The following is a 22,792-nucleotide window of genomic DNA, read 5'->3' as shown; positions in this document are numbered from 1 at the left end:
TATGCACCCACACTTGATCAAATTACTCAGCCTGTCGGCCCTGACCGCGGGTATTCTCGCGGCCAGCACTGGCGTGCGTGCCGAAGACGCCAAGGCACCGAGCTTCAGCGCCGAGCCGTGCTGCAGCCTGTGCCCGGCAGCCCACGACCCGAAGAACTACACCACCCGCTATCAGCAGAACTTCACCACGCTGGTGCAGGCCCAGGGCGACTGGCTGTTCCGTACCCAAGAAGACCTGCGCACCGAATTCGATACCACACCCGCCGGCTACAAACGCCTGAAACAACTGCACGATGCGTTCAAGAGCAAAGGCGTGGAGCTGGTCATCGTTTACCAGCCGACCCGTGGCCTGGTGAACCGCAACAAGCTGAACCCGGAAGAAAAAGCCAAATACGATTTCGACAAGGCCCTGACCAACTACAAGACCATGCTCGGGCGCTTCGCGCAGATGGGCTACGTGGTCCCCGACCTGTCACCACTGACCAACGAATCGCTGCCCGACACCCTGCCCGCCCACGATTTCTACTTCCGCGGCGACCAGCACTGGACCCCGTATGGCGCCCAGCGCACCGCGAAGATCGTCGCCGAGAAGGTCAAGCAGTTGCCGGCCTTCGCCGACATTCCCAAGCGTGAATTCGAGACCCATAAGTCGGGTCGCATGGGCAAGACCGGAACGTTACACAACATGGCGGGTCAACTCTGTGGCACCAGCTACGCGATCCAGTACATGGATCAGTTCACCACCGAGCCCAAGGGCGAAGCAGCGGATGGCGATCTGTTCGGTGAATCCGGCAACCCGGAAATCACCCTGGTCGGCACCAGCCACAGTGGCAAGAACTACAACTTCGCCGGTTTCCTCGAAGAGGCCATCGGCGCCGACATCCTCAACGTGGCATTCCCCGGCGGTGGCCTGGAAGGTTCGATGCTGCAGTACCTGGGCAGCCAGGAGTTCCAGACCAAGCCTCCGAAAATTCTCATCTGGGAATTCTCGCCGCTTTATCGCCTCGACCAGGAAACCATCTACCGCCAGATGATGGCGCTGCTCGACAACGGTTGCGAAGGCAAGGATGCACAGATGAGCAGCAGCGCCATGGTGAAGCCGGGCAAAAACGAACTGTTGGTCAACAGCAAGAACCTGGACCTGCGCAACAGCGACCACCAGGTCGACATCCGCTTCGCCGATACGTCGGTGAAAACCTTGCATGCCACCCTCTGGTACATGAATGGGCGTCATGAGGACATCAAGATCGAGAAACCGGAAACCTCCGAAACCGACGGGCGTTTCGCCTTCGAGTTGCGCACGGACGAAGACTGGGCCTCGCAGAATCTGCTGGCCGTTGAAGTCCAGGGGCCTGAAACACCAGGTGCCGCGCCGCAGAAAGTCGAAGCGAAAATCTGCAAACGTAACGTGTTCTCCGGCACCGGGCAGCGTACTGCTCAAGCCGGGCAATGAGGCTACCTCTTATGAACTGCATGCAAACCCGAGCTTTGAAACAGTTACTCGCGCCTTCCCTGCTGGCTCTGGCGATGTTCGCTGGCGCCACCCAGGCCGCCGCGCCACTGCGCCCGCCTCAGGGGTATTTTGCGCCAGTGGATAAATTCAAGACCGGCGACAAGAGCGAAGGCTGCGACGCAATGCCGACGCCCTACACCGGCGCCCTGCAGTTTCGCAGCAAATACGAAGGCTCCGACAAGGCCCGTTCGACTCTGAACGAGGAGTCGGAAAAGGCCTTCCGCGACACCACCGCCGACATCACCAAGATCGAGCGCGGCACCAGCAAGCGAGTGATGCAGTTCATGCGTGACGGTCGCCCGGAACAACTGGAATGCACCCTCGACTGGTTGACCGCCTGGGCCAAGGCCGATGCATTGATGTCCAAGGACTTCAACCACACCGGCAAGTCCATGCGCAAATGGGCATTGGGCAGCATGGCTTCGTCCTATATCCGCCTGAAATTCTCTGACTCGCATCCCCTGGCCACCCACCAGGAACAAGCGCAGGTGATTGAAGCCTGGTTCAGCAAAATGGCCGATCAGGTGGTCAGCGATTGGGACAACCTGCCGCTTGAACAGACCAACAACCACTCGTATTGGGCCGCCTGGTCGGTGATGGCCACGTCGGTCGCCATCAACCGCCGCGACCTGTTCGACTGGGCCGTGAAGGAATTCAAGGTCGGCGCCAATCAGATCGATGCCCAAGGCTTCCTGCCTAACGAACTCAAGCGCCAGCAACGCGCCCTCGCCTACCACAACTATGCCCTGCCGCCGCTGGCGATGATCGCCAGTTTCGCCCAGGCCAACGGTGTGGATTTGCGTCAGGAAAACAACGGTGCCTTGAAACGCCTGGGTGATCGCGTGCTGGCCGGCGTGGACGACCCGGATCAATTCGAGAAGAAAAACGGTAAAGGCCAGGACATGACCGATCTCAAGATCGACTCGAAATTCGCCTGGCTCGAACCGTTCTGCTCGCTCTACACCTGCGCGCCGAATGTGCTGGAACTCAAGCACAAGATGCAGCCGTTCAAGTCTTTCCGCCTCGGCGGGGACTTGACCAAGGTCTACGACCCGGCCAACGAGAAAGGCAAAGGTTCTTAAAGCTGACTGTATTCCCCTGTGGCGAGGGAGCTTGCTCCCGCTCGGCTGCGAAGCAGTCGTAACCCAGTGAACGCGGATTGATTGAGACACCGCGTCATCAGGTTTCAGGGGCGCTTCGCACCCCAGCGGGAGCAAGCTCCCTCGCCACAGGTAAGTGCACAGCATGCAATACAACCACCCCGGTTTTCAGTGGGGGGTTTGGGGGGGCCGTTGGCCCTTGACTGTTGGTTAAACATGGAGAGATCAGGATGGTATTTTCATCCAACGTGTTCCTGTTTCTGTTCTTGCCGATCTTTCTCGGCTTGTACTACTTGAGCGGGCAACGCTATCGCAACTTGCTGCTGCTGATCGCCAGCTACGTGTTCTACGCCTGGTGGCGTGTGGACTTCCTTGCGTTGTTCGCAGCCGTCACGCTGTGGAACTACTGGATCGGCCTGAAAGTTGGCGCCGCTGGTGTCCGGACCAAACCGGCCCAGCGCTGGCTGCTGCTCGGCGTCGCGGTGGACTTGTGCATCCTGGGCTACTTCAAGTACGCCAACTTCGGCGTGGAGAGCATCAACGCGATGATGACCTCGGTCGGTCTGTCGCCGTTCATCCTGACCCACGTACTGTTGCCGATCGGGATCTCGTTCTACATCTTCGAGTCCATCAGCTACATCATCGACGTTTACCGCGGCGATACCCCGGCCACCCGCAACCTGATCGACTTTGCCGCATTCGTAGCGATCTTCCCGCACTTGATCGCGGGCCCCGTGCTGCGTTTCCGCGACCTGGCCGACCAGTTCAACAACCGCACCCACACCCTCGACAAGTTCTCCGAAGGTGCCACGCGGTTCATGCAGGGTTTCATCAAGAAGGTGTTCATCGCCGACACCCTGGCGGTGGTCGCCGACCATTGCTTCGCCTTGCAGAACCCGACCACGGGCGATGCCTGGCTCGGCGCCCTGGCCTACACCGCGCAGCTGTACTTCGACTTCTCCGGCTATAGCGACATGGCGATTGGCCTGGGCTTGATGATGGGCTTCCGCTTCATGGAAAACTTCAAACAGCCGTACGTCAGCCAGTCGATCACCGAGTTCTGGCGGCGCTGGCACATCAGCCTCTCCACCTGGCTGCGTGATTACCTGTACATCACCCTCGGCGGTAACCGTAAAGGCACGCTGATGACCTATCGCAACCTGTTCCTGACCATGCTGCTCGGTGGTCTGTGGCACGGCGCGAACATCACCTACATCGTCTGGGGCGCCTGGCACGGCATGTGGCTGGCAATCGAAAAAGCCATCGGCCTGAACACTTCGCCGCGCAGCTTCAACCCGATCCGCTGGGTCCTGACCTTCCTGCTGGTGGTGATGGGCTGGGTGATCTTCCGCGCAGAGAACCTGCACGTCGCCGGTCGCATGTACGGCGCAATGTTCAGCTTCGGCGAATGGTCGCTGTCGGAACTCAACCAGGCCAGCCTCACCGGTCTGCAAGTGGCAACCCTGGTGGTGGCTTACGTGACCCTGGCGTTCTTCGGCCTGCGTGATTTCTACACCAACCAGCCGCCGGTCAAGACCAAACCTGCGGTGAACATCGAAACCGACGGCCCGGCCGCGGCGACGCCTGGAATGATCAAAGCCGTACCGGGCGACAACCCGGCCAGCATCCACGAGCCGGGTTACACCGTTGGCGTTGAAGCGACTGTGCAACCGGCCTATTGGACCGCCGACTGGTCCCGTTACGTGATGCGCGCCCTGGTACTGCTGCTGTTCATTGCCTCGATTCTCAAACTCTCGGCGCAAAGCTTTTCGCCGTTCCTTTACTTCCAGTTCTGAGGGATCTGACCATGACCCGCTCATTACGCATCTTCTACATCGCGCTGTTCCTGGTGACCTTGCTGGTCCTGGGCGTGTGGTCGGTACGCAGCTTCTTCGGCTTCAGTACCAACGCCGATGCCACCGTGCTCAACGGGCGCTGGACCAAAGCCGTCGAGACGCACTATGACGACGAGTTCCCGATCAAGCGCCTGGGCACCAACCTTTGGGCCGCGCTGGATTTCAAACTGTTCAACGAAGGTCGTCCGGGCGTGGTGCTCGGTCGCGATCAGTGGCTCTACAGCGATGAAGAGTTCCACCCGATCGTCAACGAAGAGTTGAACCTGCAAGGCAACTACGCGCTGGTCGAAGGCGTGCGCCAGGAACTGAAAAAGCGAGGCGTGCAACTGGTAATGGCGATCGTGCCGGCCAAGACGCGTCTGTACCCGGAACACCTGGGTGAAGTGAAGCCGGCGAGTATCCACACCAATCTGTACAAGGACTTCCACGCTCGCGTGGCGGCCGACAAGATCCTCGCCCCTGACCTGCTCGGCCCGCTGCAACAAGCCAAGCGCAACGGTCAGCAAGTGTTCCTGCGTACCGACACCCACTGGACCCCGGAAGGCGCACAAGTCGCTGCCCAGACCTTGGCCAAAACCATCGCCGACAAGGCTCCGCTCAGCGGCGAACCGCAAAACTTCGTCACTGAACCGGCGGAGAAGGTGACGCACAAGGGCGACCTGCGGTTGTTCCTGCCGCTGGACCCGCTGTTCGAAAACCTGATGCCAGCGCCAGAACCTTTGCAGAAGCGCAACACCGTGGCGGCCCAGGATCAACCGACCGGTGATGACGCGTTGTTCGCCAACACGGAAGTGCCGGTGGCCCTGATCGGCACCAGCTACAGCGCCAACCCTAACTGGAACTTCGTCGGTGCGCTGAAAGAAGCGCTGCACAGCGACGTGGTCAATTACGCCGAAGACGGCCATGGCCCGATTCTGCCGATGCTCAGCTACCTGAAAAGCGATGCCTTCAAGAACAGCCCGCCACAAGTGCTGATCTGGGAATTCCCTGAACGATATCTGCCTGTGAACAACGAAATCGGTGACGCCGACCCGCAGTGGGTCGCAGAGCTTAAACAAGCCGGCGCGCGCCAACAAAACGTAGCTGTAAACACCAAATCCGAGACGCCCGACCGGGCGCAAAACTGAAAGAGAGGTACACCCATGACTTTCACTACTACTCCTCGCCGTCTCGCCAAGACCTTCGCTCTCGTTGCCGGCATGAGCGTGCTCTCGATGCAGGCTTTTGCCGGTGGCGACGCCGCCCTCTACGGCCCGACCGCACCGAAAGGCTCCACCTTCGTGCGGGTCTACAACGCCGGTAACGCTGAAGTCAGTGCTACAGTCGGCACCACCAACCTGAACGAAGTCGCGCCACTTTCCAGCACTGACTTCAGCTTCATGCCGGGCGGCGACTACAGCGCCAAGGTCGGTAGCCAGACCTTGCCGGTGAAACTGGCCGGCGATCACTATTACACTCTGGTCAACAACGCCAGCGGCGCGCCACAACTGATCGAAGAGCCGCCGTTCAAGAACAAACAGAAATCCCTGGTACGCGTGCAGAACCTCAGCGACAAGGCCCTGACTCTGAAAACCGCCGACGGCAAGACCGATGTGGTGCCGAACGTGGCCGCCAAGGGCCGTGGCGAGCGTGAAATCAACCCGGTGAAAGTCAGCCTGGCGCTGTACGAAGGCGACAAGAAAGTCGGCGACGTGAAGCCGGTTGCCCTGGAGCGCGGTGAAGCGGCGGTGCTGTACGTCACCGGCAACGGCAGCAGCCTGTCGCCAGTCTGGGTCAAGCGCCCGGTGTCGACGCGCTGATTAATTCATCAGGACGGTGATCACCCTGTAGCAGCTGGCGAAGCCTGCGTCCGACTGCGAAGCAGTCGCAATCCAAGCAACTCGGTCTTTCTGAATGACCGCATTGACGGGATTCACGACGACTACGTCGCCGAACGCAGCCTCGCAGGCTCGGCAGCTGCTACAGAATCGGTGAGCTGATCTGATTACGGAACAAAAACAAGAGTGAAACGACAGAACGTTCGTGGCTCTAACCAATCGATTTAAGGGAGTAACAACATGATTCCGGTGATCTTGTCAGGTGGTAGCGGCTCACGTCTTTGGCCGCTTTCCCGAAAGCAATTCCCCAAGCAATTCCTCGCCCTGACCGGCGAACACACGCTGTTCCAGCAAACCCTGGAACGCCTGGTGTTCGAAGGCATGGATACCCCGATCGTGGTCTGCAACAAGGATCACCGCTTCATCGTCAACGAGCAGCTGAGCGCCCGTAAACTGGAAACCCAGCGCATCCTGATGGAACCGTTCGGCCGTAACACCGCGCCGGCCGTGGCCCTGACCGCGATGATGCTGGTCAATGAAGGTCGCGACGAGTTGATGCTGGTGCTGCCGGCCGACCACGTCCTGGAAGACCAGAAAGCCCTGCAACGCGCCCTGGCCCTGGCCACTGTGGCGGCCGAGCGTGGCGAAATGGTGCTGTTCGGCGTGCCGGCGACCAAACCGGAAACCGGTTACGGCTACATCAAATCCACCAACGATGCCCTGCTGCCGGAAGGCGTCAGCCGTGTCTCGCACTTCGTCGAAAAACCCGACGTGAAACGCGCCACCGAGTTCGTCCAGTCCGGCGGTTATTTCTGGAACAGCGGCATGTTCCTGTTCCGCGCCAGCCGCTTCCTCGAAGAGCTGAAAAAGCACGATCCGGACATCTACGACACCTGCGTACTGACCCTGGAACGTAGCGTGCAGGATGCCGACACCATCGACATCGACTCCGCCACCTTTGCCTGCTGCCCGGACAATTCCATTGACTATTCGGTGATGGAAAAAACCCAGCGCGCCTGCGTCGTACCGCTGACCGCGGGCTGGAGCGATGTCGGTTGCTGGTCGTCGCTGTGGGAAGTCAATGAAAAGGACGCCAACGGCAACGTCACCAAAGGCGACGTGGTCATCCAGGACAGCAAAAACTGCATGATCCACGGCAACGGCAAACTGGTGTCGGTGATCGGCCTGGAAAACATCGTGGTGGTCGAAACCAAGGACGCCATGATGATCGTCCACAAGGACAAGGTCCAAGGCGTCAAACAGATGGTCAACACCCTCAACGAACAGGGCCGCAGCGAAACCCAGAACCACTGCGAAGTCTATCGTCCGTGGGGTTCCTACGACTCGGTGGATATGGGCGGTCGTTTCCAGGTCAAGCACATCTCGGTCAAGCCGGGCGCGTGCCTGTCGCTGCAGATGCACCATCACCGCGCCGAACACTGGATCGTGGTCAGCGGCACCGCTGAAGTGACCTGCGACGAAAACGTGTTCCTGCTCTGTGAAAACCAGTCGACCTACATCCCGATCGCCTCGGTTCACCGTCTGCGCAACCCGGGCAAGATTCCACTCGAGATCATCGAAGTGCAATCGGGCAGCTACCTGGGCGAAGACGATATCGAGCGGTTTGAAGATATCTACGGTCGCTCCACCCCGATCGAGCGCGGCGTGTCGGTGAAAACCATCGCGCAGTAATCAATCAGCAAATCAAAAAGCCCTCGTCCAGCCCGCTGCGTTCCCTATCCGCAGCGGGTTGGGCGGGGGCTTTTTTACACATTCATGCAGCCTTACGGGTTGTGGCTGGTTTTCTATGCCAGCCACTGACCTTTATTGATCCTGGTATTTTGATCTCAAGTGTTCCATGAAACGCACTATCGATACTGTCAAGTAATGCTCGTGAACTCATTCTTCCCACCTGAACCGGACTGATTCCCGAGTTGCCTAACAGCAGCGCCTTCAATTCTTTCAGTGGGCCTTTAACCATTGGCACCGCGCCCAGGTCCGAAGAGTGTTTGGGATCGAGTACATCGGGAGAAGCAAAAAACTCTACCTTATCGAAATCTTTACCCAAGGCTGCCTCCAGCACCTTGTCATCCTCAAGATCGTATTCGGTAAAGTGTGTCATCGAGCCGAGAAACTTGCGTTCATTCACTTCTCCATTTATCGCCAGAAGAAAGAAGGTGAAGCCCATGTTCCCGGCCTTGGTCCAATCCTTTTCATTGGTATTGCCGCCCTTTCCGCCCAACGTCTTCAAGTTCTGGTGAACCAAAGAAAAGTTAGACGCGATTTCCATAAAGGGAGGTGTTTCGCCGCTGCTCCCGTAGACCGTGTAATGGCGTAAGGTAAAGTTCTGGGGCTTGGTCTTTTCAAGCACCGCAGGTGTTGCCTTTGCTGTTTTGAACTTCAGTTTGCCCTGAGTGATTGTGTTCATCATGTTGTAAGGAGTCACTCTGTCCGTATCGCTGTAATTGTCCTTATACGATTCAAAAATCTCGATCGCGGTACGCACTGCCGAGTTGGATTTTGAGTTTTCACCCTGCTCGTCAAAGAACGTTAACGGGTTGTTTCGAACCATCCGATACAGGTTCAAGCCATCCACAGCGCCTGCCGGATCGGTACTCGCCCATCGCCGCAACCACGGTATGTAGTACCGGAAGCCATAGCAATAAAGCCCCGTGGCATCCTGTTCCTTGCCCGAATAACGAATGGTTTTATAGTCCACTTCAATCGCGTCGTACCACGCGGTCTCGCCAAAGGGATAAAAAATTTCCCGGCTGATGATTTGCGCGTCATCGGCCAGTTCCACGGTGCAGGAGCTCAGGTGATCGACCAGGGTGTAGCGGTACTGATCGTTGACACCGGACGGTGGCTCGCTGTCCCAATGCAACACCCGCACGGTGTTGAGGCCAGCCTGCGCGGTGATGACCTGCAACACCACCCCGGTGCCACTGTCGGTACGAAGTTCCAAACCCTGCAAGTAACGCACTTCAGCTATCACGGTGCGAGCCCTGGTCTGCAACGCGCGGATTTTGCGCACCCGCTGGCCAGCGCCATCGTAAAAATAGCACTCACCGTCATTGCGTCGGGAGGCGCGTTCCACCGGGCTGACCGAGCGCAATTGATTGCGCAGATCCCAGGTCAACAACCGTCCCTGGTCCAACTCCAGCAAATTACCTTTGGCGTCGAATGCGGCGGCGATGTCCTCTTCCGTGGGCGGCACGCCGTTGCGCCAGGGCAGGCAGCGATTGCTGTAGCGGGCAGCTTTCAAATCGCGCCCATGTTTTTGCGCGCCGATGTGGGTCACCTTCAGCAGATTGCTGCCCTCGTCATAGTGGTAAATCTGCCGATAGTTGCTAACCGCCGCCGGATCGGTGCGACCAACCGACTCGGGTCCTTGATCGGGACCGCCCGCTTCCCAGCCAAAGGCTTCGATCAACTGGTACAGGCTGTTGTAGATGAAGCGACTGATCGGGTCGATGCGCTGGTTGGCGAAGTAGCGCACGGGCAGGGCCTTGTCCTCGATGCTCAAGACATTGCCCATCCGGTCATAGTCGTAGATCAGATGCTGCAACATTCGGGCACTGGCATCCTGTGCCCGACGCTCCATCAACAAACCGTCTTCGGGTCGATAGGCCAGCGTCGTCCGCACCCCGTTACCCGCGACCTCCTCTTCGACTTGCCCTTGGGCGCTGTAGCGGATCTCGCTGACCAACGTTTGCCAAATGGATTGATCCTTCAATTGCAGTCGGCTTTCGCGCAATCGGCCATCGACGGTCAGAGCGAAAGTCTGACGATTACCCTTGGCATCGGTCTGTTCCAGCACATCACCCAACGGGCCGAAACGCCACCTGGACGTCGCCCCAGTCCCCGGTTCGAGCAGCCGTCGGCGATCATCAATCGATTCCGGCCAATCGGGGGTTACCGGATCAAGGGTGAAGTGGCGGGTGTTTTCGATGCCTTCACCGCTGATCGCAAACGAGTCGAACAGTACGCTGCCCGCCGGGTCGTCATGGCGAATCAGTTTGCCGTACTGGTTAAGGTCCTGATGACCCTGGCCCGGGTAGCCATAAGTAAAGCGCTCGACACAGCGACGGGGCTCCACGGCGCCCTGTTCGAACACCGCCACGGGCCGCAGCAAATCGTCATATTCGACCTCGCGACGTGTTTGGCGGCTGTCCCAGTCCGACAACACTTCGTCGGCCAGACCACGCAGGGTGATCTGCGTTCCGGCATCAACGCTGTCCGTGCGCAACGCGTTCCCGGACAGCGAATACACCGTGATCAGATTGGGAGGGGTCAGGGGATCGCCTTCTTGCAGCGCCCATAACCGCGGATCCCACTGTTTGACTGCACGTCCTGCGCCATTGTGAGCAGTGCGATTGATGCGGACCTCAGCGGGCAGGTTTTCGATGGCGCGCCAGTAATCTACCAAGCGAATCGACAGGCCGCGCGGATCGAAGATCCTCAGTGTGGGCGTCTTGTGGTGCATTTCCATCGCCTCTGTCCATCGAATAACAGCCCCGTCGGCCAATGTCTTCTAACGTTTCAAGAACATGGCTGGCTACTGTCAGAAATTACAGTACCGACCAACGGTACAACCCCTTGCTCACCGAATATCCATTCTCGTGCCCCTTCGGTAGGATGTCGGTTATCCGTTCATGGAGCGTTCAAACATGTTCATCGGCGTCCTGCTGGTCATCACCTGGCTGATCCTGCTGCTGCGCTACCCGGCCAAGGCCGTGCCGGTTTCCGTGGCGGCCGCTGTCGGATTGGGCCTGGTGGCGACGTGGGTGTTCTGGATGGACAACCGCGAAATCAAGCAACTGGCACGCCTTGAGCTGCGCATCACTTACGCACCCGAGCACTGCCCGGCAGATCGGCCATTGAAGCTCACGATGAAAAACGGCAACGACGTGCCACTGATCGAGTTGCGCTGGCGCATCGCGGCGTATGCGCCGGGCGATACGGTGAACCTGGCCGACAATCAATACGCCGCGCCACGTTATCGCGGCCCCGGCGAATTGCAGGCCGGCGGCAGTTGGGAAGACTGCTTGCCGCTACCGCCCTTGCGCCCCGGCTACCGCCCGCAAACCCTGGAATTTCGCGCTGAACGGTTGCAGGGTAGTTTCTCCGACTGATCCCCCTTTTTCTTTTGCACAAGGACCGCGCCATGCCTGTTGCGTTGATTACCGGTTGCTCCAGCGGCATTGGCCGCGCACTTGCCGACACCTTCAAAAATGCCGGTTACGAAGTCTGGGCCAGTGCTCGCAAGGCTGAAGACGTCGCGGCTCTGACTGCTGCCGGTTTCACCGCCGTGCAGCTGGACGTTAACGATGGCCCGGCCCTCGAACAGTTGAGCGAGCGGATCAACCAGCAACGCGGCGGCCTCGACGTGCTGATCAACAATGCCGGTTATGGCGCCATGGGGCCGCTGCTCGATGGCGGCGTGCCGGCCATGCAGCGCCAGTTCGAAACTAACGTGTTTGCGATTGTCGGCGTCACTCGCGCGATGTTCCCGGTACTGCGTCGCGCCCGGGGGCTGGTGATAAACATCGGCAGCGTTTCCGGGGTTCTGGTCACGCCGTTTGCCGGTGCCTACTGCGCCTCGAAAGCCGCCGTGCATGCCTTGAGCGATGCGTTGCGCATGGAACTGGCGCCGTTCGGCGTGCGGGTCATGGAAGTTCAGCCCGGTGCTATCGCCTCCAGCTTCGCGAAAAATGCCGGCCACGAAGCCGAGCAACTGATCACCGAACAATCACCGTGGTTTCCGCTGCGTGAAGGTATTCGTGCACGGGCCAAGGCCTCTCAAGATAAACCAACGCCGGCCAGTGAATTTGCCGCCGGTTTGCTCAAGGCTGTGCAGCAGAGTAAAACGCCGCGTCTGGTGCGTTTGGGTAACGGCAGCCGGGCGTTGCCATTGATGGCGGGGTTATTGCCAAAAGGGTTGCTGGAGTCGGGGTTGATGAAGCGGTTCGGGTTGCGCGGGCAGCTCTGAGACCGCGAAGGCGTCAAAACACACTTTCAGACTTTCAGGAAACAGCATGACCGACTACACCGAATACTTTGACGAAGTGATCCAGGCCCACGTAGCCATCGAGCAATGGTTGGCCGAGGAACGGGACGAGGCCGAGCTTGAGCAATTGCTGACGCGTTTTTCGCCGCAGTTTTCCATGGTCTCGCCGTTGGGCCGGGTGCTGGATTTCGAGGCGTTGAATGAATTGTTTCTGTTGGCGGGCGGGAAGAAGCTCGGGTTCAGGATTGAGCTCAGCGAGCTGCGAGGTGTCGCGCTGTATGACGGTGGCGCAGTGGTCAGTTACCGCGAGCAACAGACCGATGCGACGGGGCTGCATTCTGATCGGCGGTCCTCGGCGGTGTTTGAGAAACAGGCCGATGGCAAGGTGGTTTGGCGGCATTTGCATGAGACGTTTTGCCAAGACTGACACGGCCACTTTTTGTGGCGAGGGGGCTTGCCCCCTCGCCACAGGTTATTCGCCAGCCGGGGGGTTCACCACCACCGTACACGTAATCCCCGCCGCCAACAGCACGCCCTCCGGCACTTCATCAATGTGAATCCTTACTGGCACCCGCTGCGCCAGACGCACCCAGTTAAAGGTCGGGTTCACATCAGCGATCAGCTCGCGACTCTCCGGGTTATCGCGGTCGTAGATGCCGCGAGAAATACTTTCCACGTGGCCCTTGAGCACTTCGCCACTCATCAATTGCATGTCGGCTTTATCGCCCACGCGAACATGCGGCAGTTTGGTTTCTTCGAAGAAGCCATAAACCCAGAACGAATTCATGTCGACCACCGCCATTTTCGCTTCGCCGATGCGCGCATAGTCACCGCGATGGACGTTGAGGTTGGTGACGTAGCCGTCCACCGCCGCCCGCACTTCGGTGCGTTGGAGGTTCAGTTCGGCGGCTTCCAGTTGCGCTTGTGCGTTCTGGTAATCGGCCAGGGCCGAGTCGGCGATGTTGGTGGCGTCGTCGCGGTTTTCCCTGGAGATCACCAGGTTGTCGAGGTCGGCGCGGCGATGGGCGTTGACCTTGCGCATCTCCCACGTGGCCTTACGTGAGGCCACCAGGCTCTGCGCCTGTTTCACCGCGAGGCGGTAATGCTCGGGGTCGATGCGCATCAGCAAGTCGCCCTTTTTCACCAACTGGTTGTCGCGTACCGGCACCTCCACCACCTCACCGGTCACGTCGGCGGCGACGTTGATGATGTCGGCGCGCACCCGGCCGTCACGGGTCCAGGGCGTGTTCATGTAATGCACCCACAAGGTCCGGCCAATCCACAGGGCAAGGGCCAGCACCAGCAGGGTCGCGAGCAGGCTGAAAAGCTTTTTCATCAAGGCCTTCTTCAGTGATAGAGAGTCAACGGTAGACAGTCAGCGCCAAGGCGCCGAACAGACAGGTAAACAGGCTCAGGCGCAGCAGCGCCGGGTGCCAGAAGAAACGGTACAGATCGAACCCGGACAAGAATCGGTCAAGGGCCCAGGCCAGCGCCGCCGCAATGAAAAACATCAGGGTCATGGTCGGCATGTACACGCCGTGGAAGGCGATTTCACGAGGCATGTTCAAGTCCTTGGGGCTTGGCAGTGGTGTATGAGGCCAGCGGCGATTGCGGGTCGAGCAACGAGGTGCGGATGAAGTGCAGGTAACTCTTCACCCGGCGTAATGCGGAGGTATCAAAGTGCGGCGCAAAGGGTTCGTCGGTGGCCTGCACGCGACCGATCGCGTGGTCGACGGCGACCAGCGCCCGCTCCAGATTGCTCTGGCCCGGTTGCAGAAACAGCCGTACCAGCGAACGCCCCATTACCCGGATGGACTGGCGCCACGGCTGGGATTCGGCATACGCCGGGTGCACCGGCAGAATCGCTTGTTCCTTACGCAGTTCGATAATCGCGTGGCCGACTTCCAGCACCACCAACATCCAGCGCAACAAGTCCCGCTGCACCTGCGGCTGTCCTGCGGCGAGGCCATAGGCCTGATGCAGCAAGTCCCGCGTACGGCTTTCGAAACTCGACGCCAGCCCTTTGAGTTTGCCGCTGATGGCGTACACCACTTGCCCGCGCAAGTCCTGCTCCAGCCGCCGCCACAGCCAGCGGCTGTTGGGCGGCAGAATGATTGCCCCGGCCGCCGCGCACACCAGCATGCCCATGACCATGGCGATGTAGTCGTTGATAAAGGCGTAAGGGTTGTAGACCGTAAGGTTGTCCGGCACCGAACCGGTGCTGAAGAAGATCAGCAACCCCAGGCCGACACCGGCGTATTGCGGCCGAGAAGTGAGGAACGAGCCGAGCACGATCACCGGCGCGAGCATCACGCAAAGCAATGGAAAACCGTCGATCCAGGGAAAGATGAAAAACATCTCGACGAAGCCGATCAGTGCCCCGAGCAACGTCCCGCAGGCCATCTGAAACGCCATGCGCTTGGGGTTTGGCGTCGCGGCTGACAGGCCGACTGTGGCGGCGGCGATCAGGGTCATGGTCGCCCCGCTCGGCCACGCGGTGGCCACCCAATAGCTGCCGAGCACCACAAGGATGAACGCGGCGCGAATCCCCGACGCGGCCGAGGCCAGCCAATTGGTTTGCGGGGTGAAGGGTTCGTCCCAACGCTCCCGTTCGTGGCTGTGATCGGCCAGGGACGCGTGGGTCTGTGCATAACTGTGCAAGTCGTCGACGAAGCGATAAAGCAGTTCGTAAGCGGTGTGAAAATCCAACTGCTCGGCGTCGCTCGGATCGTTCTCCTGAAAGCTCGCCCGCAGCTTGCGCACCCGCGCCGGCAAGTTGTCCTTATAGGTCGCCAAGGCGCTGGTCAGGCGAGCGGCATCAGGGCTGGTCAGCGCACGGCCGCTGAAACCGTCGAGCACTTCGGCCAAGTCCTGCAACCCTGGTTTGATCGCCGCGACAACATGATCGGCGCCACTGCTGCGCAGGCGCTCGAGCAACTGATGCAGGGCATTGAAGCGCGTGGTGATGCCCATGAATTCGCTGTTCAAGCGACTGAGCCGGCCATTGCGCCGACGCATGTGCGGGTCTTCGAACACCGTGACGCTGCGCAGTCCTTCCAGGCCCACCGCCTCGGCGATGAACCGAACATTACTAGCTTCAAACGCTTCGCGCCGACTGCGACCGCGCAAGCCATCGGTGACGAACAACGCGAACACGCCGAAGCGCTGATACAACGCATTGCGCATCGCCGCACTGGCGGTTTGCGGCAGGATCGCGGCGCTGACCAGCGTCGAGCAGAGAATCCCCAGAGAGATTTCCAGCACTCGCCAGACCGCAGCCATGAATGCGCCGTCCGGGTGAGCCAGAGCGGGCAGCCCAACCATCGCCGCCGTATAACCGGCGAGCACAAATCCATAGGCGCGAAAGTTGCGACAACGCGCTGCGCCAGCCGTGCACAGGCCGACCCAGATCGCCAGCGAGCCGAGGAACAGTTCGGTGTTCTGCGCGAACAAGGCAATCAGCGCGACCATCACCGCCGACCCGGCCAACGTGCCGAGAAAGCGATAGAAACTCTTGGCGAACACCTGGCCGCTTTGCGGTTGCATGACGATGAACACGGTGATCATCGCGGTGCGTGGTTGCGGCAATTCAAGGCGCATGGCCAGCCACAGCGTGAGGAATGCGGCGAACAGCACCTTGAAAATGTAGACCCAGGTCACGCCGTCGCTGCGCGCCCAGTCGAAGAAACCCCGGCGCCATTCAAGGGAATACAGCCAGCGCAAAGGTGCGGGCAAGGGAGTCATGAAATCGTGCTCAATGGTCTAGGGCTTGAGGAACTGTGGGTGTGCCTGAAACGTCGTGCTCACTTCAAAAGGCTCGGGGTTTTCGGGGGCAGGGTTTTCTCGGCACTCGGGACGTCGTTGCCAGCGCCAAGGCCTCCGCCCAAAGCAGTCACCAGCTCAGCATGAGCACTCAACCGCGCAGCCTGAACCTGCTGCTGCACTTGCTGTTGCTTGAACAGCAAAGTCTGCGCATTGAGTACGTTGAGGTAATCGGTGAGCCCACGTTGATAGGCGATCATCGCGATGTCGTAGGTCTTCTGCGCCGTGGCCACCGATTCGGCGGCGAACGTTTGCTGCTTGTCCATCGACTCGCGGCGGATCAACTGGTCGGAGATGTTCTTCAGCGCATTGACCAGCGTCTGGTTGTATTTGCCCACGGCAATGTCATAACCGGCCGAGGCTTCACCCAGCTCGGAACGCAAGCGGCCGCCATCGAAAATCGGCAGCGAGATCGCAGGCCCCACGCTGTAGTTGAGCTTCTTGCCGGTCAGGAACTCCAGCGCACCGCCGCCAGTGGCCATGTAACCGAGGCTGCCCACCAGATCGACGTTGGGGTAGAAACCTGCGTGAGCGACATCGATGCCCCGCGCCTGGGCCGCCACTTGCCAGCGACTGGCAACCACGTCCGGGCGTTGCCCGAGCAATTGCGCCGGCAGCGACGACGGTAACTTCAGCGCCGTCCCCAACGACAGCGTCGGCCGTTGCAACTGCGCGCCCTCCCCCGGTCCCTTGCCGGCCAAGGCCGCGAGCTGGTTACGGCTGAGGGCGATTTCTTCATCCAGCGCATCAAGCTGGCGATGGGTTTCCGGTAGCGGCGTTTCGGCCTGGCTGACTTCGAAGTGCGTGCCGATGCCACCGTCCAGGCGTTTTTGCGCCAGGTCGAGGATTTGTTGTTGCTGCTTCAAGGTGGCCGCGACGATGTCCCGTTGCGCGTAATGCAACGAGAGTTCGATGTAGGCGCGCACGATGTTGTTCTGCAATTCGAGCTGGGCCTGCCGTGCTTCGGCAGCGCTCATGTGCGCCATGTCCACCGCTCGCTCGGTGGCGTTGCTTTCGCGTCCCCAGAGGTCGAGGGCATAGCTGAAGCCCAGCGCGGCGTTGTTGTCCCAAGTGGTGGTGTTGGCCAACTCACCGGGGCCGTAGAACTGATCGGTGGGCCAGTTGTGGCGTTTGAGGGTCGACTGGCCATTGATCTGCAGCGACTCGGCGGACTCGGCGATACCCGCCATGGAACGGGCCTGACGCACTCGCGCGGCGGCCATGGCCATGTTCGGACTGTCTTGCAGGGCGAGGGAGATCCAGCGGTTCAGTTGCGGGTCGCCGTAGGCCTGCCACCATTGGGCGGTGGGCCAGTGAGCGTCCCGGGCGGCGCTCTGGATGGCTTCGTCGGTGGCCAGTGAATTGGCCTCCAGTGCCTTGCCTTGTGGGGCAATACCGCCGGTTCCGATGCAGCCGCTGATTGCCAGGGTTAAAGCCAAAACACTGAGCGTCTTGAGCGCTCTGTTGATGCGACGCGGCACTGCTGCAAATTCCTGAAAGGGGGGAGAGTCACGAGATCCTGTAGGAGCCGGCGCAATTCTAGGGGTGGGCCTTGTTGGCGATAAGCCGGGATTCTTGTGAATCTTTGTTACCGTTAACGAGATAATCCCTTGGTCGGGGTCTCAGTCTCTGAAACTTCGTGTCACAATTTGCCATCCGCCAAGAGAGCACCCCATGGACACTTTGCAAAACATGCGCGCCTTCAGTTACGTGGCCGAGGCCGGCAGCTTCACCGCCGCCGCCGTACAACTGGACACCACCACGGCCAACGTCTCGCGCGCGGTCTCCAACCTGGAGGCCCACCTGCAAACCCGCCTGCTCAACCGCACCACCCGGCGCATTGCCTTGACCGAAGCGGGCAAGCGCTATCTGTTGCGCTGCGAGCAGATCCTGGCCTATGTCGAAGAAGCCGAAGCCGAGGCCAGCGACGCCCACGCGCGCCCGGCCGGGCAACTCAAGGTGCACACCATGACCGGCATCGGTCAGCACTTCGTCATCGACGCCATCGCTCGCTACCGCAAGACCCACCCCGACGTGACCTTCGACCTGACCATGGCCAACCGTGTGCCGGACTTGCTCGACGAGGGCTACGACGTGTCCATCGTGCTCGCCAGCGAACTGCCCGACTCGGGCTTCGTCTCCCAGCGTTTGGGCATCACCTACAGCATCGTTTGCGCATCCCCCGCCTATGTAAAAGCCAACGGCTGCGCGCAGAAGCCCAGCGATTTGCTCAATCACATGTGCTTGCGCCTGGTGAGCCCGGTGATCCCGCTGGAAAAGTGGGCTTTCGATGGCCCCGAAGGCCAGGAAATGGTCACCATCAACAGCTCACCGTTCTTGGTGAACTCCGCTGACGCGATGAAGACAGCGATCACCAGCGGCATGGGGGTTGGGGTGTTGCCGGTGTATGCGGCGATTGAAGGGCTGCGCAACGGTACGCTGGTGCGGGTGATGCCAAAGTACCGCTCGCAGGAATTGAATCTGTATGCGATTTACCCGTCGCGGCAGTATCTGGACGCGAAGATCAAGACCTGGGTCGAATACTTGCGTGGATCGTTGCCGGAGATTCTGGCGGCGCATCAGGCGGAATTGGCGGCGTATGAATTGAGCGGCAGCTTGGGCGGGGCTCGGCTGGCGAACTGATTTCACGGTCCTACAGACACGGTGATTTTGGGGGATGTTTCCGACGAGTTCTGTCGGTTGTTGGGTCGGAAGCGAAGTGGGTAGGCTTTGTGGGTCGCTGCAAAATCAGCGATCAGGTCTGGAAAACCTGGCGAACACTGACCACACCCCATGGCATACTGCGGCGCTTTTTACTGCACGCAATCCTTGTTATGGCGGCTGTGCGCGGGAGACCTTCGGGTCTGCCGGGTTTTGGTGGGTGTTCCGGTTTTTCCAGTCCGCGCACAGCTGCCACCCTTTCGTCTGGAAAACGAAAGATGGCAGTTCCACTTCATCTGCCAATGAGTAACTTCCGCATGATTAAAGAAACACCGAACCCTCCGGAAACCGACGACGTTTCCCCCTACGAATCTCTCGATTCGAAAAAACTCAACGAAGCCGCCGAACGAGCGCTCGATCACTACCTCAAGCCCACTCCGAAAAAACCAGAAGACCGCAAGCCAAGCAGGATGTTTCAGGTCGCGCCGGACATGGACAACGAGAGCCTGCTGGCCCATGTCTGCGAATCCCTGGCCTCGGCCAGCGTCATGACCAGCGACATTGCAGCCTATGTCGACGCCCCGCAGCGCCATACGATCCTGGCGATTCAGCAGGTCATCATGCTGGCCGAACTGGCGGTGAACCGGGTGCTGGATAACGTCGACGTACCGAAGCCTGCGCCACATAGCTGACGCATTGTAGGAATGACCTGTGGCGAGGGGGCTTGCCCCCGTTTGAGTGCGTAGCACTCACAATATCTTTGGACCACCAGAGATTTTGGGGCTGCTTCGCAGCCCAACGGGGGCAAGCCCCCTCGCCACAGGTCGTTCCTACAGTTTTGGATGGCGTACACCCTCGCATAATGTCCGCGAAGAATGTTAGCTTGCTTGGCAATCTCCACGCCCGACGAGCCCCTCTCCAATGAAAAAAACCGTCCTCGCCTTCAGCCGCATCACTCCGCCCATGATCGAACGCCTGCAACAGGATTTCGACGTGATCGTGCCGAATCCGAAAAACGGCGACATCGCCGCCCAGTTCAACGAAGCCCTGCCCCACGCCCACGGCCTGATCGGCGTTGGTCGCAAACTCGGCCGGGCGCAACTGGAGAACGCCAGCAAACTGGAAGTGGTGTCCAGCGTCTCCGTCGGCTACGACAACTATGACCTCGCCTACTTCAACGAACGCGGGATCATGCTCACCAACACCCCCGACGTGCTCACCGAAAGCACCGCCGACCTGGCCTTCGCCCTGCTCATGAGCAGCGCCCGCCGCGTCGCCGAACTGGACGCCTGGACCAAGGCTGGCCAATGGCAAGCCACCGTCGGTGCACCGTTATTCGGTAGCGATGTGCATGGCAAAACCTTAGGGATAGTCGGCATGGGCAACATCGGCGCGGCCATTGCCCGTCGTGGTCGACTGGGCTTCAACATGCCGGTCATCTACAGCGGCAACAGCCGCAAGACCGCACTGGAACAGGAACTCGGCGCACAGTTCCGTAGCCTGGATCAACTGCTGGCCGAAGCCGATTTCGTCTGCCTGGTGGTGCCGCTCAGCGAAAAAACCAGGCACCTGATCAGCCACCGCGAACTGGCACTGATGAAACCGAGCGCCATTCTGGTGAACATCGCCCGTGGCCCGGTGGTAGACGAGCCGGCGCTGGTCGAAGCACTGCAAAACAACCGGATTCGTGGCGCCGGGCTGGACGTTTACGAGAAAGAACCACTGGCTGAATCACCGCTGTTCCAACTGAAAAACGCCGTGACCCTGCCGCATATCGGCTCGGCCACGCACGAAACCCGCGAAGCCATGGCCAACCGTGCGTTGGCTAACTTGCGCAGTGCCTTGTTGGGTGAAAGACCGCAGGATCTGGTGAACCCACAAGTGTGGAAAGGCTGATCAAAAAGGGCGGGTGTTTTAAACACCTGCCCGTTCTCGGCATATTGTCGACTTCATATTGCCGTTGCTGATTTATATCGCTATCAGAATCGAGCGCTGAGTTGTTCAGCGCTCGGTCAAAGCATCAGGCCAATTTGCCGCTTCCCTGCACCATCGGTGCCTTGGGCTTACGAAACACCAGTACATTGCCCAACATCACCAGCACCAACCCCACCAATGCCGGCGCCGTCCATTGATAGCCCTCGGCAAACGCCGACACATTCAGCGCCACCACCGGGAATAACACGGTGCAATACGCCGCCCGCTCCGGCCCCATGCGCCCGACCAGCGTCAGGTAGGCGGTGAAGCCGATCACCGAGCCCGGAATCACCAGGTACAGCAACGAGCCGATGTAACGGGCGTTCCATTCCATGTCGAACGGGATACCTTTGACCAGGCACCACACCGACAACATCGCTGCGCCATAAGCCATGCCCCAGGCATTGGTGGTCAGGGGTTTCAGGCCGGCCCTCTGCTGCAGACTCGACAGCATGTTGCCCGCCGAGAAGCACAAGGTTCCGAGCAACGCCAGAGCCAACCCGAGCAAGGTTTCCGGGCTGGCGGTATGACCGGCCAGCTCCGGCCAGAACAACAGACCCAAGCCGAGCAAGCCCAACGCGCCGCCCATCAACACGTTGCGGGCGATTTTCTGGCCGAAGAACACCCGCGCATTGAAGGCATTCCACAACGTGGCGGTGGAAAACACCACGGCGACCAGACCGCTGGGGATCCACTGGCTGGCGGTGAGGAAGCACATGAAATTGATACAGAACAGGCACAGCCCCTGCGCCAGGCAAATCAGATGCCCACGACGGTTCATCACTTGCAGACGCCGGCTAAGCAACAACATCACGAACAGCACCAGCGCGGCGAGGCCGAAGCGATAGACGATCGACACCGGAATCGCCACCACGCCCAATTGCCATTTCAAGGCAATCCAGGTGGTGCCCCAGATCAATACGGTCAGCAGGTATAACGAGAGGTTCATGGTGAAGGCTCCTGAATAGGCCTTCAGTGTCCGGCGCGACACCCTTTTGCACTTGCATAAACTTGCGCTTTTGTCGGTCGGCAGGCTGGCAGGCCAGCGTCTACGGAGTAGGATGCAAGGCGTTGGAGAGAACCGATCATGGCCGCACTGGAAACGTTGCAAGTCTTTCAAGCCCTCAACCGCTCGCCCAATGCTCGCCTGGAGCACAGCGCCGAGCTCGGTGACGGCATGGCTGCGGCTTTGTGGAGCAACCACCATGACGCCCAGGACTACGAAGCGCCGAGCCATCACACTTTGTCGTGCTACATCGCCGGCGGCACCGGCACCTTTCGCCGCGACCAGCCCGGCACCAAGGGCGGCCCGGACAAGCTGTGCATTCTGCCGGCCGACCATCAGTCAGGCTGGGTGATCAACGGCGACATTCGCCTGGCCCACCTGTATTTCAGCCCCGAACAATTTGCCCTTGGTTGCGTCACGTTGCTGGATCGCGAGCCACGGGAATTGCAGTTGCGCGAGCGCACGTTCCTCGAAGACCCGCAGCAAGTACGGCACTTTCGGCAGTTGATCAGCCTCAACTGGGACGAACCCGGCGAACGCCTGCTCACCAGCAGCCTGGCCCACGAGATGCTCAGCCACGCCTTGCTCAGCCAGGTCGGTGTGCGTCAGGGCCTGCGCCTCAAGGGTGGATTGGCGGCGCATCAGCGGCGGCAACTGGTGGAGTTCATCGACAGTCAGTTGGCGGAGGCGATCAGCCTTGGGCAATTGGCGAGCTTGTGCGCGCTGTCGGAATATCACTTTGCGCGGATGTTTCGTGTGAGCTTCGGCTTGCCGCCGCATCAGTATGTGTTGGCGCGGCGTCTGAGCCGCGCGCGGGAGTTGTTGCGCGCATCGTCGCAGCCGTTGGGGGAGATTGCGCTGGCGTGCGGGTTTGCCAGTGCGAGCCATTTCACCAACCGGTTTCGACAGGCGTTGGGTGGGACGCCTGGGGAGTATCGGCAGGCGTTTTTACGCTAGAACAAAGAGTAAAAGATCACAGCCTTCGGCAGCTCTCGCGCCAGAAACAAAACGGGCCTGCAATCGCAGGCCCGTT

The 22,792-nt window shown here is 59.9% G+C and carries 19 protein-coding genes; 13 read left to right on the top strand and 6 right to left on the bottom strand.

Annotated elements, in window-relative coordinates; translation table 11 throughout:
* The first annotated feature begins 1 nt into the window (after position 1).
* From ACEN8R_RS00560 to ACEN8R_RS00535, 6 genes are all read left to right on the top strand, one after another.
* Positions 2-1,453: an alginate O-acetyltransferase gene (locus tag ACEN8R_RS00560; RefSeq protein WP_018927129.1), complete on the top strand. Its 1,452-nt coding sequence runs from the start codon at positions 2-4 to the stop codon at positions 1,451-1,453.
* Between the two features lie 11 nt (positions 1,454-1,464).
* The gene (locus ACEN8R_RS00555) at positions 1,465-2,595 is read left to right on the top strand and encodes a mannuronate-specific alginate lyase (RefSeq protein ID WP_305887970.1); all 1,131 of its coding nucleotides are present in this window, start codon (positions 1,465-1,467) and stop codon (positions 2,593-2,595) included.
* Between the two features lie 248 nt (positions 2,596-2,843).
* Positions 2,844-4,409, top strand: a complete 1,566-nt coding sequence (locus ACEN8R_RS00550; RefSeq protein WP_018927131.1) for an MBOAT family O-acyltransferase — start codon at positions 2,844-2,846, stop codon at positions 4,407-4,409.
* An 11-nt stretch (positions 4,410-4,420) separates the two neighbouring features.
* A complete protein-coding gene (locus ACEN8R_RS00545) occupies positions 4,421-5,596 on the top strand; it encodes an alginate O-acetyltransferase (RefSeq protein WP_086944727.1) in 1,176 nt (391 codons plus the stop codon).
* 15 nt (positions 5,597-5,611) lie between these two features.
* Positions 5,612-6,268: an alginate O-acetyltransferase AlgF gene (locus tag ACEN8R_RS00540; protein ID WP_019581115.1), complete on the top strand. Its 657-nt coding sequence runs from the start codon at positions 5,612-5,614 to the stop codon at positions 6,266-6,268.
* Between the two features lie 258 nt (positions 6,269-6,526).
* Positions 6,527-7,978: a mannose-1-phosphate guanylyltransferase/mannose-6-phosphate isomerase gene (locus tag ACEN8R_RS00535; protein WP_064620199.1), complete on the top strand. Its 1,452-nt coding sequence runs from the start codon at positions 6,527-6,529 to the stop codon at positions 7,976-7,978.
* Positions 7,979-8,060: 82 nt separating this feature from the next.
* Here ACEN8R_RS00535 and ACEN8R_RS00530 read toward each other — a convergent pair whose 3' ends face one another.
* A complete protein-coding gene (locus ACEN8R_RS00530) occupies positions 8,061-10,778 on the bottom strand; it encodes an RHS repeat-associated core domain-containing protein (RefSeq protein WP_495624525.1) in 2,718 nt (905 codons plus the stop codon).
* Positions 10,779-10,956: 178 nt separating this feature from the next.
* Here ACEN8R_RS00530 and ACEN8R_RS00525 point away from each other — a divergent pair, with 178 nt between their 5' ends.
* Genes ACEN8R_RS00525 through ACEN8R_RS00515 form a run of 3 tightly spaced genes read left to right on the top strand, consistent with a single transcriptional unit; the run spans position 10,957 to position 12,723 of the window.
* A complete protein-coding gene (locus ACEN8R_RS00525; RefSeq protein WP_018927136.1) occupies positions 10,957-11,421 on the top strand; it encodes a hypothetical protein in 465 nt (154 codons plus the stop codon).
* A gap of 32 nt (positions 11,422-11,453) precedes the next feature.
* Positions 11,454-12,278, top strand: coding sequence for an SDR family oxidoreductase (locus tag ACEN8R_RS00520; RefSeq protein ID WP_019581119.1), 825 nt, complete (start codon positions 11,454-11,456; stop codon positions 12,276-12,278).
* A 46-nt stretch (positions 12,279-12,324) separates the two neighbouring features.
* Complete coding sequence (locus ACEN8R_RS00515) at positions 12,325-12,723, top strand: DUF4440 domain-containing protein (protein ID WP_495624524.1); 399 nt, start codon at positions 12,325-12,327, stop codon at positions 12,721-12,723.
* Positions 12,724-12,768: 45 nt separating this feature from the next.
* Here the strand turns inward: ACEN8R_RS00515 and ACEN8R_RS00510 are convergent, their stop codons facing one another.
* The 4 genes from ACEN8R_RS00510 to ACEN8R_RS00495 are packed head-to-tail and all read right to left on the bottom strand — an operon-like array spanning position 12,769 to position 17,599.
* Entirely contained in the window at positions 12,769-13,632 is an 864-nt protein-coding gene (locus tag ACEN8R_RS00510; protein ID WP_018927139.1) for an efflux RND transporter periplasmic adaptor subunit, read from the bottom strand.
* A 25-nt stretch (positions 13,633-13,657) separates the two neighbouring features.
* Positions 13,658-13,858, bottom strand: a complete 201-nt coding sequence (locus ACEN8R_RS00505) for a DUF1656 domain-containing protein (protein WP_007896379.1) — start codon at positions 13,856-13,858, stop codon at positions 13,658-13,660.
* Positions 13,848-16,040, bottom strand: coding sequence for an FUSC family protein (locus ACEN8R_RS00500; RefSeq protein ID WP_495624523.1), 2,193 nt, complete (start codon positions 16,038-16,040; stop codon positions 13,848-13,850). The genes ACEN8R_RS00505 and ACEN8R_RS00500 overlap by 11 nt, the downstream gene beginning before the upstream one ends.
* A gap of 59 nt (positions 16,041-16,099) precedes the next feature.
* On the bottom strand, positions 16,100-17,599 hold the full coding sequence (locus tag ACEN8R_RS00495; protein ID WP_495624522.1) for an efflux transporter outer membrane subunit: 1,500 nt from the start codon (positions 17,597-17,599) through the stop codon (positions 16,100-16,102).
* Between the two features lie 193 nt (positions 17,600-17,792).
* Between ACEN8R_RS00495 and ACEN8R_RS00490 the strand changes: the two genes are divergently transcribed.
* The 3 genes from ACEN8R_RS00490 (at position 17,793) to ACEN8R_RS00480 (ending at position 20,675) form a co-directional block, all read left to right on the top strand.
* Positions 17,793-18,761, top strand: a complete 969-nt coding sequence (locus ACEN8R_RS00490; RefSeq protein WP_018927142.1) for a LysR family transcriptional regulator — start codon at positions 17,793-17,795, stop codon at positions 18,759-18,761.
* A gap of 335 nt (positions 18,762-19,096) precedes the next feature.
* Positions 19,097-19,471: a DUF6124 family protein gene (locus tag ACEN8R_RS00485; protein ID WP_495624996.1), complete on the top strand. Its 375-nt coding sequence runs from the start codon at positions 19,097-19,099 to the stop codon at positions 19,469-19,471.
* Between the two features lie 229 nt (positions 19,472-19,700).
* Positions 19,701-20,675, top strand: a complete 975-nt coding sequence (locus ACEN8R_RS00480; protein WP_018927144.1) for a 2-hydroxyacid dehydrogenase — start codon at positions 19,701-19,703, stop codon at positions 20,673-20,675.
* A 124-nt stretch (positions 20,676-20,799) separates the two neighbouring features.
* On the opposite strand, the gene ACEN8R_RS00475 is transcribed toward ACEN8R_RS00480, so the two are convergent.
* On the bottom strand, positions 20,800-21,702 hold the full coding sequence (locus ACEN8R_RS00475) for a DMT family transporter (protein WP_018927145.1): 903 nt from the start codon (positions 21,700-21,702) through the stop codon (positions 20,800-20,802).
* Positions 21,703-21,840: 138 nt separating this feature from the next.
* On the opposite strand from ACEN8R_RS00475, the gene ACEN8R_RS00470 reads away from it, so the two are divergent.
* Entirely contained in the window at positions 21,841-22,716 is an 876-nt protein-coding gene (locus ACEN8R_RS00470) for a helix-turn-helix domain-containing protein (RefSeq protein ID WP_111454323.1), read from the top strand.
* Positions 22,717-22,792: the final 76 nt, after the last annotated feature.

It is taken from the genome of Pseudomonas sp. Pseusp15, assembly GCF_059492165.1.
This window is presented reverse-complemented; position numbering and strand designations above follow the sequence as displayed.